This is a genomic window from Pseudomonas sp. GW460-12-10-14-TSB1 (genome assembly GCF_017349775.1).
In the GTDB taxonomy this organism is placed as follows: Bacteria; Pseudomonadota; Gammaproteobacteria; order Pseudomonadales; family Pseudomonadaceae; genus Aquipseudomonas; species Aquipseudomonas piscium.
Genome location: NZ_JACNAC010000071.1, coordinates 17,815 through 30,076 on the forward strand (window position 1 = coordinate 17,815; position 12,262 = coordinate 30,076).

Consider the following 12,262-nt stretch of genomic DNA (forward strand, 5'->3'; position numbering starts at 1 on the left):
CCGCTGTCCCACCTGACTCGAAGACCATGACACTCTCTCCCAACTGGATCATCTGCGAGCATTGCGATTCGCTGTACGAATCCGTGCCGCTTGCAAAAGGCCAGACCTCCCAGTGCTCGCGCTGCGGGGCGGTGCTGGAGCGCGCCCGGAACCTGAACGTGCAGCAGCTGCTTGCCCTGTCGATCACGGCGGCGCTGCTGTTCGTGTTCGCCAATGCCTTCCCGGTGATCGGCATCAGCCTCGAAGGCCTGAGCAACGAAGCCACCCTCTGGCAGTCGGTCGAAGCCCTGGCCCAGGGCCGCATCAGCCTGATCGCCGCCGTCACCGGCCTGGCCATCATCCTTGCTCCCGGCTTGCAGATCCTCCTGCTGTGCTGGGTGCTGGGTTTCGCCAATATCGGGCGCGCGGCGCCGGGCTTCAAGGCCTGCATGCGTGCCCTGGAGCACCTGCGGCCGTGGAGCATGCTGGAGGTGTGCCTGCTGGGCATTCTGGTGGCCATCGTCAAGCTGGCCGGCATGCTCGACGTGCACCCGGGCCTGGGGCTGTGGTCGCTGTCGATGCTGACGGTGCTGATCATCCTGATTTCCGGCAAGGGCATCCGCCGCCTCTGGGACGATCTGGAGGGCCGCTACTGATGAACCAGCCTCCCTACGCCCGCGACCTGGGCCTGATGCTGTGCCACACCTGCGGCCAGACCTGCCCGCAGGACGTTCACTACTGCCCGCGCTGCGAGGCCGTGGTGCATGCGCGCAAACCCAACAGCCTGAGCCGCACCTGGGCCTTCCTTGTGGCCAGCCTGATTCTCTACATCCCGGCCAACGTGCTGCCGGTGATGTACACCCAGATATTCGGCAGCGGCAGCGAAAACACTATTCTCAGTGGTGTGCTGGAGTTCTGGCAGCACGGCTCCTGGGACATTGCCCTGCTGATCTTCATCGCCAGCGTGGTGGTGCCGTGCATCAAGTTCTTTGTCCTGGGGATGCTGCTGATCACCTGCCAGCGCCGTAGCCATTGGGCGATGCGCGAGCGCGCCAAGCTGTACCGCTTTATCGAGGTGATCGGCTACTGGTCGATGCTCGACGTGCTGGTGGTCGCCCTGGTGGCGGCGCTGGTGCAATTCCACGCCCTGAGCTCGATCGAGCCGCGCATGGGTATCCTGTTCTTTGGTTTGGTCGTGGTCCTGACGATGTTCGCGGCCATGAGTTTCGATCCCCGGCTTATCTGGGATGTAGAGGTTGAAGATGTCTGATCATCCAGGTTCCAACGCTTCAAGCGCGCCAGCGAGGCCGGGCACCCCCGCGGTCAGGACGCGCCGGTTCAATATTTCGCTGGTGTGGATCGTGCCCATAGTCGCGGCCCTGGTCGGCCTGTCGATGCTGGTGCACAAGTCGTTGTCGGCCGGACCCGAGATCTCTATCAGCTTCCAGACCGCCGAAGGCCTGGAAGCCAACAAGACCCAGGTCAAGTACAAGAACGTGGTGATCGGCAAGGTCACCTCCATCGCCTTGAGCAAGAACCGCAGCAAGGTGATCGCCAAGGTCGAGCTGGACCAGTCGGCGGAATCCTTCACCGCCGCCGACTCGATGTTCTGGGTGGTGCGCCCGCGTATTGGCGCGGGAGGCGTGTCGGGTGTCGACACCCTGCTGTCGGGGGCCTTTATCGGCGCCGACGCCGGCCAGGAAGAGAAGCGCAAGAAAAGCTTCGTCGGCCTGGAAACGCCGCCACCTGTGACTTACGGGCAAAAGGGCAAGCGCTTCACCCTGCGCACCGATGACCTGGGGTCGCTGGACGTCGGTTCGCCGGTCTATTACCGGCGCATCGAGGTAGGCCAGGTGATTTCCTACAAACTGTCGGAAAACGGCAAGGGCGTGGACGTGCGGATCTTCGTCAACGCGCCCAACGACCAGTTCGTCACCACCGACTCGCGCTTCTGGAACGCCAGCGGCGTGGACGTGACCCTGGGCGCCAACGGCCTGAAGGTCAACACCGAATCCATCTCGTCGATCCTCGCCGGCGGCATCGCCTTCGTCGAACCCAAGTACAGCCCCAACGCCAAGCCGGCCGACGAGAACGCCAGCTACCAGCTGTTCGCCGACCAGGACACCGCGCTGGCGCCGCCCGACGGCGACCCGTACTACATGCGCATGCGTTTCGACCAGACCCTGCGCGGGCTGGCGCTCAATGCACCGGTGGAATTCCTCGGGGTGAACTTCGGCCGGGTGGTGTCGATGGACCTGGATTACGACGAGCAGAAAAAGACCTTCTCCACCGTGGTCGGCGTGGTGATCTACCCGGCCCGCCTGGGCAAGGTCCATCAGCAACTGGAGAAGCTCAGCGGTGCCGATGAAAGTCGCGCGGGCTACCTGATCGGTGCCTTCGTCCAGCATGGCCTGCGGGCCCAGGCGCGCAGCGGCAACCTGCTGACCGGCCAGCTGTATATCTCCATGGACTTCATCCCCAACGCCAAGCCGGTGGCTTTCGATGCGACCGCGCGACCATTGGAAATCCCCACCGTACCGGGCGGGCTCGACAAGTTGCAGGAACAGTTGCAGCGAGTGGTGGAGAAGATCAGCAAGTTGCCGATCGATGCCATCGCCAACAACCTCAATGGCAGCCTGACCGAGATGCAGAAGACCTTGCAGAACGTCAACGGCAAGGTATTGCCGGAGATGCGCGACACCCTGGAGCAGACCAAGAAAACCCTGACCTCGGCCAACGACAGCTTCGCCGAGGACTCGCCGCAGCGCCTGCAACTGGGCCAGGCAATGGACGAAGTGCAGCGCACCGCCCGTTCGGTGCGGGTGCTCACCGACTTCCTCAGTCGTCATCCTGAAGCGCTGATCCGTGGGCGGCTCAAGGACAACCAGCCGGACGCCTACAAATCCTCTTCATCGTCTTCTCGTGAGCCCGAATCGGAAGTCCAGCCATGAAAAAAACTCTAGTGTTGTTGATCGCATCCCTGGGCCTGGCGGCCTGCAGCTCGGCGCCGACCCATTACTACACCCTGATGCCGCCGGCGCCCGAGCCGGCGCCCGCTGGCGTCGCGGCGCCGGCCCTGCAATTCGAGATGGCCGGGGTGCGCATTCCGATGCAGGTCGACCAGCCGCAAGTCGTGGTACGCCAGGACGGCGGCACCCTGGCGATCCTGGAAACCGCGCGCTGGAGCGCGCCGCTGGCGGACGAGTTCCACGACGCCCTGGCCAGTCAGATGGAGCTGCAGCTGGGCACGCGCAACCTGGAAGGCCTGCCCAAGTCAGCAGCGCAGCCGATCCTGTCGCTGCAGACCGATGTGCGCCGCTTCGAATCGGTGCCGGGGCGTTATGCGCTGATCGACGTGGTGTGGAACCTGCGCCTGCGCGGCGACGGCGTCGAGCGTCGCAGCCTGACCTGCAGCAGCCGCATCAGCCAGCCGGCCAGCGTCGAGCTGTCGAGCCTGGTCCAGGCCCATCAGCGAGCCATCGACGAGCTGGCCAAGCGCATTGCCGGCACCGCCAAGCGCTGGGCGCAGAACCCTGCCACGCGCTGTTCCTGACACCCATCCCCTGTAGGAGCGGGCGGGCTCGCGATGTACGTAACGCGGTCGATCGGATGCACCGCGTACCTCATCGCGAGCCAGCTCGTTCCTGGCGTTCTGGCGCGGCTTAACGCCGTGCCGACAGCTGCTGCGGCGCGAGGAACGCGTCGTGGAAGTAGTCGCGAAACGCCTGCATCGCCGGGGTGAACGCCCGTTCGCGATGCCAGGCCAGGCCGACGCTCATGGGCGTTACCGGGTCGCTCACGGTCAGGGTTTCGATGCGTTTGCCTTCCAGCGACCAGGGGCGGTGCACCAGGTCCGAGAGGATCGCCACGCCACTACCGTTGGCCACCATGCTGCGCACCGCCTCCACCGAACTGGTGCGCACCCGCACCCGGGGTTTCTGCCGGGCGTTTTCCCAATAGCGCATGGCGCTCTGTTCGGCTTCGTCGACGGTCAGCAGGATGTAGGGTTCCTGCGCCACGTCGGCGAGGCTGACGGTGGCGCGCTCGCACAGCGGGTGATGGCTGGGCAGCCACAGGCGGCGTTCGGAGTTGAACAGGGTTTCGGAGACGATGTCCGGGTGGGTGAGGTTGGCGGTCAGCACCACGGCCATGTCGAAGCGGCCTTCCAGCAGGCCCTGTTCGATGGCCTGGCGTTCCTGTTCGTGGACCTCGATGGTCACGTCCGGATGCCAGTGTTCCAGGCGTTGCAGGTGGTGCGGCAGGAAGTAGCCGATCACCGTGTAGCTGGCCGCCAGGTGCAGCACGCCGCTGGCGCGGTAGTCCGGCAGCGGGCTGTTCAGCGCGTCGTCGACGCTGCGCAGGATCACATAGGCGCGGTTGAGAAAATGCCGTCCGGCGTCGGTCAGGTTCATGCCCTGGGCCGAACGCAGGAACAGCTGCACGCCGAGCATGGCTTCCAGTTCCTTGATCGCCGTGGTCACCGCCGACTGGGAGATGTTCAGGTGGATCGCCGCCTGGGAAATCTGCCCGATCTCGGCGGTGGCGACGAAGTAGCGGACCTGGCGCAGGGTGAGGGACATCACGAACTCCTCAAGGCTTCTGTAGGAGCGAGGCTTGCCCGCGATGAGGCCATGACAAACGCCACCGGGCCAGACTCTTGAACCGGTGCTGGGATCACTGGCGCCATCGCGGGCAAGCCTCGCTCCTACATGAATGTAGGTATCTGTTTTTCAGAAGATGCCGTATCTGATAATAGATCTTCCCAAGGGGTCAAGGGCGGCCGTAATTTCCACTGCACGAAGTCACGAGAAGTTGGAGCAACAGTGATGCAGGCAGTGGATTTCAATTCGGACATGGGCGAGAGCTTTGGCCCCTGGACCATCGGCGATGGCGTCGACAACGAGCTGATGGGCTTCATCAGCTCGGCCAACATCGCCACCGGCTTTCATGCCGGCGACCCCGGCACCATGCGGCGTACCGTCGAGCAGGCCAAGCGCCTGGGCGTGGCCATCGGTGCCCATCCGGGGTTCCGCGACCTGGTGGGGTTCGGCCGCCGGCACATCAATGCCCCGGCCCAGGAACTGGTGGACGACATGCTCTATCAGCTCGGCGCCCTGCGCGAACTGGCGCGGGCCCAAGGCGTGGCGCTGCAACACATCAAGCCCCATGGCGCGCTCTACATGCACCTGGCGCGGGATGAAGAGGCCGCCCGCTTGTTGGTTGAACACCTGCAAGTCCTGGAGCCCGGGCTGCTGCTGTATTGCATGCCCGGTTCGGTGATCTGGCGGGTGGCCAGGGAGCTGGGCCAGCCAGTGATCCGCGAGTTCTACGCCGACCGCGAATACGACCTCAGCGGCTCCATCGTCTTCACCCGCAACGTGCGTGCCCTCGATCCGGCCACGGTCGCCGCCCGTGTGGTGCGCGCTTGCCAGCAAGGCCTGGTGCGCACCGTGGAGGGTGAGGACCTGGAGATCGAGTTCGACTCCATCTGCCTGCACAGCGACACCCCTGGCGCCCTGTGCCTGGTGGAGGCCACCCGCGCCGCCCTGGACCAGGCCGGAATCGAGGTGCGTGCGCCGCGCTGAGCCGCTCCGCAACCCCCAGCCACAACACCAGGCGCGAAGACGCCGGGGTTCGCCGAAGATTTTTTGCCTGCCTTTCTACAACTATTCCAAGAGGAACAGACATGGCCGAACATTCCGTTATCACCCCCTTGCCGGGCACCTTCTATCGCAAGGCCACGCCCGAGTCGGCGCCCTTCGTCGAGGTTGGCGAGCGCGTCGACGCCGACACCGTGATCGGCCTGATCGAAGTCATGAAGCAGTTTTCCGAACTGACCGCCGGGACGGCCGGTCGCCTCACGGCCTTCGCGGTAGAGGACGGCGATCCGGTGGAGCCGGGTCAGGTCGTTGCCACGCTCGATGACCAGTGAGGGCAGGCCCATGACTCGAACCATCAGTACTCAAGCCATCAGCAAACTGCTGGTGGCCAACCGTGGCGAAATCGCCGTGCGCATCATTCGCGCGGCCAAGGCCCTGGGTATCCCCACCGTGGCCGCGTGCAGCGAAGCGGACGTCGACTCCATGGCCGCGCGCCTGGCCGATGAGGTGCAGGTGCTGGGCCCCGCCCGCGCCGACCAGAGCTACCTGAACGTGCAGGCTTTGCTGGGTGCCTTGCAGGCCAGCGGCGCCAATGCGGTGCACCCCGGCTACGGGTTTCTCTCGGAGAACGCCGAGTTCGCCGCAGCCGTCGAAGCAACGGGGGCGATCTTCGTCGGGCCCAGCCCGGACACCATTCGCCGCATGGGCGACAAGGCCGAAGCCCGGCGCACTGCCCAGGCCGCCGGGGTGCCGGTGGTGCCGGGTTCGCCCGGGGAACTGTTCGAACTCGACATGGCCCTGCAAGCCGCCGAGGCCGTGGGTTTTCCGCTGCTGATCAAGGCCTCGGCCGGTGGCGGCGGACGGGGTATTCGCCTGGCGGAAAACGCCAGCCAACTGGCGGAAGAATTCCCCCGTGCCCAGCGCGAGGCGCAGACCGCCTTCGGTAATGGCGCGCTGTACCTGGAGCGTTTTATCGGCAAGGCCCGGCACATCGAAGTGCAGGTGCTGGGCGATGGCAAGCACGCGGTGCACCTGTTCGAGCGTGAGTGTTCGCTGCAACGGCGGCGGCAGAAAATCTTCGAGGAAGCGCCATCGCCGGTCCTCAACAACCTGCAGCGGGAAACCCTGTGCGCCAGCGCCGTGCGCCTCAGCGAAGCCCTCGGCTACAGGGGCGCGGGTACCCTGGAATATCTGTATGACGAGGCCAGCGGCGAGTTCTTTTTCATCGAGATGAACACGCGGATCCAGGTCGAGCATCCGGTCAGCGAGCTGGTGACCGGCATCGACCTGGTCCAGGCCCAGTTGCGCATTGCCGGCGGCGAACCGCTGGGGTTGCGGCAAAGCGATATCCGCCTCAATGGCGCGGCCTTGCAGATGCGCATCAACGCCGAAGACCCGGCCCGGGACTTCTTCCCCAGCCCCGGCGTGGTGCAAGAGTTGATCTGGCCGCAGGAGGCGGGTGTACGGGTCGATAGCCATCTGTACCCGGGATACCGCGTGCCGCCGTACTATGACTCGCTGCTGGCCAAGCTGATCGTCCATGGTCGCGACCGTGGCGAGGCCCTGGCCCGGGCGCGGATCGCCCTGGAACACTGCACATTGAGCGGCATGGCCAGCACCCTGGACCTGCACCGGGAATTGCTCGCCGAGCCCTGGCTGCACCACGCCGACTTCCACACCGGCACCCTGGAAACCTGGCTGGCCGCGCGCCGTATGGGAGGTGCCGCATGAACACCGCGATCCGCTACAGCTTCGGCGCCGACGAGCACCTGTTTGCCGAGGTCAGCGACAGCATGTCCCTGGAAGCCTTCTTCAAGGGCATGGCGGTGACCCGCGCCGTGGAGCGCCTGGAGCTCGATGGCGTACTCGACGTGTGCCTGGCCAACGCCTCGTTCCAGATCCGTTTCGACCCCGACCGCATTGCCCCCCATGCGCTGCTCGAAGCCGTGCAAGGGGCCGAGGCCGAGGCGGTGGCCGAGCGCACCCTGCACACCCGGATCATCGAGATCCCGGTGCTGTACAACGACCCCTGGACCCATGAAACCCTGATGCGTTTTCGCGACCGGCACCAGGACCCGAGCGCCACCGACCTGGAGTACGCGGCGCGGATCAATGGCCTGGCGGACGTCGAGGCGTTTATCGCCGCCCACAGTGGCGCGCCCTGGTTCGTGTCGATGGTGGGTTTCGTCGCCGGCCTGCCGTTCATGTTCCAGATGGTCGAGCGCGAGCGCCAGTTGCAGGTGCCCAAGTACCTGCGGCCGCGCACCGACACGCCAAAGCTGACCCTCGGCCACGGTGGCTGTTTCGGCTGCATCTACTCGGTGCGCGGCGCCGGCGGCTACCAGATGTTCGGCGTCACCCCGGCGCCGATCTACGACCCGCAGCAGAACCTGGCGTACCTCAAGGAACACATGGTGTTCTTCCGTCCGGGCGACATCGTGCAGTTCAAGCCCATGGACCGCGAGGCCTATGACCGGGCAGTGGCCGAGGTCGAGGCCGGGCGGTTCGACCTGCGCATCCGTCCGGTGGAGTTCTCCCTGGATGCGTTCCTCGCCGACCCGGTCGGTTATCCCAAGTCGTTGCAGGAGGTGCTGGCATGATCAAGGTCATCAAACCCGGCCTGGCCACCTCGGTGCAGGACCTGGGCCGCGAAGGTTATTACCACCTGGGCATTCCACCGTCCGGAGCCCTGGACCAGTACGCCCTGAGCGCGGCCAACCAGCTGGTGGGCAACCCGGCTGGCGCGGCGGGGCTGGAGTGCACATTGCTCGGCCCGGAGCTGGAGTTCACCCGCGATGCGCTGGTGGCGGTCTGTGGCGCCCACATGACGCCCAGGGTCGATGGCGTGGACATGCACCTGGACACCGCTTTTGCGGTCAAGGCCGGGCAAGTGCTGCGCTTCGATTTTCCCAAGGCCGGCGCCCGGGCCTACCTGGCGGTCGCCGGTGGCATCGATGTGCCGCTGGTGCTGGGCAGTCGCTCGACCTATGCCCTGGGCGGCCTCGGCGGTTTCCAGGGCCGGCGGCTGGTGGCGGGGGACGAGTTGCCGGTGGGCGTCGACAGCGCCAAGAGCCGGCCGGGCGCCAGCCTGCCCATGGCCCTGCGCCAGGCGCTGGGCGGCGAGATCAGCCTGCGGGTGGTGCCCGGTCTGTACTACGAGCGCCTGACCGACGCGGCCAAGGCCAGCTTCTTTGCCGAGCCCTGGACCGTGGGTTCGGAAGCCGACCGCATCGGCTATCGCTTCAAGGGCGGCAGCGCCCTGGGCTTCCAGCCACGGGAGCAGCCGTTCGGCGCCGGTTCCGATCCGTCGAACATCGTCGACAGCTGCTACCCCATAGGTTCGATCCAGGTGCCCGCCGGGCTCGAACCCATAGTGCTGCACCGCGATGCGGTGTCCGGTGGCGGCTACGCCATGATCGGCACGGTGATCAGCGCCGACCTCGACCTGATCGGGCAGATGCAACCCAACCAGAAGGCCCGTTTCGTCGCGGTGACCCTGGAAGAAGCGCTGGAGGCCCGGCGCTCCTACAAGAAAAAGCTCGCCTGTCTGAGCAAGCTGTTCCCTTCCTGATTCTGCCCGCCGCCTGGCGCGGGTAAATGCCAAAAGGTTGGTCGCCACCGCGCTTCGGTGCGGTGGCGGCTGCCCGCGCTTCAACCTTTGACTGGTCCTGGAGTTCACGCATATGGCTGCTTTATCGCAAGCGAATCAAACCGGGCAGGACCCGGCCAATCTCCCTGTCGCCGCGGATGCGCGCATGGGCAAGCTGTCGCTGACCATGGCCTGGTGGGCCGTGTGCAGCGCCATGTTCTACATCGTGGTCGGTGCGTCCCTGGCGTTGGCCCACGGCACACGCAATGCGCTGATCGGCATGCTGCTGTCGGTGCTCTGCTATGGCCTGGTCAACAGCGTGCTCAGCCGTTTTGCCATGCGCAGCGGGTTGTCGGTGGCGCTGTTTTCCCGGCTGCTGTTCGGCAGCAGCGGGGCCTGCCTGGCGACGCTGATCTTCTTCTCCACGGCGATCTACTACGCAGTGTTCGAAGGCTCGGTGATCGCCGTGGCGCTCAATCATCTGTACCCGCAGTTGGTGTATCCGCTGGCGGCCCTGCTGGTGGTGCTGTACAGCGTGCCGCTGATTCTGGGCAGCGTGCAGCACTGGCTGGACAAGCTCAACGGCGTGCTGCTGCCGGTGTACCTGGGCGGGCTGCTGGTGGCGGTGGGGCTGTCGATCGCGCGTTATGGCTACCAGCCGCAGTGGCTGGATTTCGGCCCGGCCAGCCCCGGCGCCTTTGCCTGGTGGGACTGTTTCGTGGCGTACATGGGGGTGTGGATCCTGATGCTGTTCACCTTCGACTACGCGCGCTTCGGCAAGCCTGAAGACGCCGGCTACCATGGGCGCTGGAACTTCGGCATGCCGTTCTACGCGGTGACTTTCCTGCTCAACGGCGCGGCGGGCATCTACCTGGTCAGCAGCATTCCCCACGAAGGCGCGCTCAACGAAGTCTCGGTGGTGATGGCGATCCTGCAACTCATGGGGCTGTGGGGGCTGCTGTTCGTCTGGGCCACGCAAACCCGGATCAACACCGCCAATTACTACCTGGCGACCCTGAACATGCAGGCGTTCTTCGGCCGCTTCGGCGTGCGCGGTTCATACCTGGTGTGGGCGCTGGCGGTGGGGGTGATCGTCTACGTGCTGATGCTGGCGGACGTGTTCGCCTATCTGCTCAAGGCGCTGGCCTACCAGGGCATCTTCGTCGTCGCCTGGGTTGGCGTGGCGCTGGCGCAGATCCTGTTCGGGCGCACCGAGGTGGCGGCCATCGAGCGTGTCGCAGCGTTCAACGGTGCGGGGCTGAGCGCCTGGTTCGGCGGGACCGCCCTGGGTCTGTTGCTGATGTGGGCCGGCGGTGGGCTGGCGAGTTTTTCCGCACCGCTGACCGGGGTGCTGGCGTTTGTCTTGCAAGTGGGGCTGTCCAGCCGCAGCCGCGGCAGATTGCCCGCCATCAGTTGAGATCCGATCTGTAGGAGCGAGGCTTGCCCGCGAAGAGGCCATGGCAAGCACCACCGGGTCAGGTCTCTGAACCGGTGGTGTGACCACTGACGCTATCGTGGGCAATCGAGCGTCGACCGGCCGCTCCTACAGAAAAGGCGGTGTTCAGAACAGTTGGGTGAACAGCCAGTACAGGCTGCCGGACAGCAGGATCGCCGCCGGCAGGGTCAGCACCCAGGCCATCAGCAGGTTGCGGATGGTCTGCATCTGCAGGCCGCCGCCGTTGGCGACCATGGTCCCGGCCACACCTGAAGACAATACGTGGGTGGTGGACACCGGCAGGCCGAACATATCGGCGGCGCCGATGGTCAGCATCGCCACGGTTTCCGCCGAGGCGCCCTGGGCGTAGGTCAGGTGGGTCTTGCCGATCTTCTCGCCGACGGTGACCACGATGCGTTTCCAGCCGACCATGGTGCCCAGGCCGAGGGCGATGGCCACGGCGATCTTCACCCATAGCGGAATGAAGCGCGTGGCGTTGTCGATCTGCTGCTTGAACAGTTGCAGCTTGCCCTGGGTGTCGGCGTCGAAGTCGCCGACCTGGTTCTTGTCCATCAGGCGGATGGTTTCGCTGCTCAGGTACATGTCGTTGCGCACGTTGCCCATGGCTTCGGCCGGTACCTTGGCCAATGAGCCGTAGCCCTTCACTTCGTCACCGATATGACCGGTCAGGGCGGCCAGGGCCGGGACCAGCTGCGGCGTGGCTTCCTTGCTGCGCACATAGTCGGAAAGCACCGCGCGCGGGTCGGCAGGGGCCGGTTGCGGGGCGCTTTTCACCAGGGCTTGCTGGGTGACTTGCGCCACGGCGGCGAACTGCAGGGCCTGGTCGGCCGGCATGGTGCGGTTCAGCGCGTAGGCCATGGGCAGGGTGCCGACCAGGATCAGCATGATCAGGCCCATGCCTTTCTGGCCGTCGTTGGAGCCGTGGGCGAAGGACACGCCGGTGCAGGTGACGATCAGCATGCCGCGAATCCACCACGGCGGCGGGGTGTTGCCTTTGGGTGCCTTGTACAGCGCGCGGTTCTTCACGAACAGACGCAAGGCCAGGAGCAGCAGGGCGGCGAAGGCGAAGCCGATCAGCGGCGAGAACAGCAGCGCATAGCCAACCTTGGTGGCCTGGCTCCAGTCCACGCCGCTGGTGCCGTCGCGGCCGTGCATCAGGGCGTTGGCCACGCCGACACCGATGATCGAACCGATCAGGGTGTGGGACGACGAGGCCGGCAGGCCCAGCCACCAGGTGCCGAGGTTCCACAGGATGGCGGCGATCAGCAGGGCGAAGATCATCGCAAAGCCGGCCGACGAGCCGACCTGCAGGATCAGCTCCACCGGCAGCAGGGCGATGATGCCGAAGGCCACTGCGCCGCTGGACAGCAGCACGCCGAGGAAGTTGAAGAAACCCGACCAGACCACCGCGAAATGCGGCGGCAGCGAGTGGGTGTAGATCACGGTGGCTACGGCGTTGGCGGTGTCGTGGAAGCCGTTGACGAACTCGAAGCCCAGGGCGATCAGCAGCGCCACGCCAAGCAGCAGGAACGGGGTCCAGGTGGTGACCGTGGTGCCCAGCTCGTGCACGTCGTGCATCAGGCTGTAGGCGGTGAACAACAGGCCCATGGCGAGGATCGCGAAGAACACCACCAGGGT

General features: G+C 65.6%; 12 protein-coding genes. 10 read left to right on the forward strand and 2 right to left on the reverse strand.

The genetic code is table 11. The features are described from left to right. Nucleotides 1-26: 26 nt before the first annotated feature. The 4 genes from J4D52_RS27515 to J4D52_RS27530 are packed head-to-tail and all read left to right on the forward strand — an operon-like array spanning nt 27 to nt 3,532. Entirely contained in the window at nt 27-635 is a 609-nt protein-coding gene (locus J4D52_RS27515) for a paraquat-inducible protein A (protein ID WP_025805790.1), read from the forward strand. Further along, the gene (locus tag J4D52_RS27520) at nt 635-1,249 is read left to right on the forward strand and encodes a paraquat-inducible protein A (RefSeq protein WP_025805789.1); all 615 of its coding nucleotides are present in this window, start codon (nt 635-637) and stop codon (nt 1,247-1,249) included. Before J4D52_RS27515 ends, J4D52_RS27520 begins: the two co-directional genes overlap by 1 nt. Next, the gene (locus J4D52_RS27525; protein WP_102677570.1) at nt 1,242-2,930 is read left to right on the forward strand and encodes an intermembrane transport protein PqiB; all 1,689 of its coding nucleotides are present in this window, start codon (nt 1,242-1,244) and stop codon (nt 2,928-2,930) included. The genes J4D52_RS27520 and J4D52_RS27525 overlap by 8 nt, the downstream gene beginning before the upstream one ends. After that, nucleotides 2,927-3,532 (forward strand): membrane integrity-associated transporter subunit PqiC, encoded by a 606-nt coding sequence (locus J4D52_RS27530; RefSeq protein ID WP_102677571.1) that lies wholly within the window; start codon nt 2,927-2,929, stop codon nt 3,530-3,532. The genes J4D52_RS27525 and J4D52_RS27530 overlap by 4 nt, the downstream gene beginning before the upstream one ends. 109 nt (nt 3,533-3,641) lie before the next feature. Here the strand turns inward: J4D52_RS27530 and J4D52_RS27535 are convergent, their stop codons facing one another. After that, nucleotides 3,642-4,559 (reverse strand): LysR family transcriptional regulator, encoded by a 918-nt coding sequence (locus tag J4D52_RS27535; RefSeq protein WP_025805786.1) that lies wholly within the window; start codon nt 4,557-4,559, stop codon nt 3,642-3,644. 246 nt (nt 4,560-4,805) lie between these two features. Between J4D52_RS27535 and J4D52_RS27540 the strand changes: the two genes are divergently transcribed. The 6 genes from J4D52_RS27540 to J4D52_RS27565 all read left to right on the forward strand — a co-directional run bounded on the left by J4D52_RS27540 (nt 4,806) and on the right by J4D52_RS27565 (nt 10,585). Continuing rightward, nucleotides 4,806-5,564 (forward strand): 5-oxoprolinase subunit PxpA, encoded by a 759-nt coding sequence (locus J4D52_RS27540; RefSeq protein WP_063432710.1) that lies wholly within the window; start codon nt 4,806-4,808, stop codon nt 5,562-5,564. 101 nt (nt 5,565-5,665) lie between these two features. Beyond that, nucleotides 5,666-5,911, forward strand: coding sequence for an acetyl-CoA carboxylase (locus tag J4D52_RS27545; RefSeq protein WP_025805784.1), 246 nt, complete (start codon nt 5,666-5,668; stop codon nt 5,909-5,911). Between the two features lie 10 nt (nt 5,912-5,921). After that, nucleotides 5,922-7,310, forward strand: coding sequence for an acetyl-CoA carboxylase biotin carboxylase subunit (locus J4D52_RS27550; protein ID WP_102677572.1), 1,389 nt, complete (start codon nt 5,922-5,924; stop codon nt 7,308-7,310). Then, on the forward strand, nt 7,307-8,179 hold the full coding sequence (locus J4D52_RS27555; protein WP_053280510.1) for an allophanate hydrolase subunit 1: 873 nt from the start codon (nt 7,307-7,309) through the stop codon (nt 8,177-8,179). The genes J4D52_RS27550 and J4D52_RS27555 overlap by 4 nt, the downstream gene beginning before the upstream one ends. Continuing rightward, complete coding sequence (locus J4D52_RS27560; protein WP_102677573.1) at nt 8,176-9,150, forward strand: biotin-dependent carboxyltransferase family protein; 975 nt, start codon at nt 8,176-8,178, stop codon at nt 9,148-9,150. The genes J4D52_RS27555 and J4D52_RS27560 overlap by 4 nt, the downstream gene beginning before the upstream one ends. Before the next feature lie 112 nt (nt 9,151-9,262). After that, complete coding sequence (locus tag J4D52_RS27565; protein ID WP_102677574.1) at nt 9,263-10,585, forward strand: cytosine permease; 1,323 nt, start codon at nt 9,263-9,265, stop codon at nt 10,583-10,585. Between the two features lie 144 nt (nt 10,586-10,729). On the opposite strand, the gene J4D52_RS27570 is transcribed toward J4D52_RS27565, so the two are convergent. After that, nucleotides 10,730-12,262, reverse strand: a 1,533-nt coding sequence (locus tag J4D52_RS27570; protein ID WP_207272182.1) for an inorganic phosphate transporter, incomplete at its 5' end; no start/stop codon positions are given.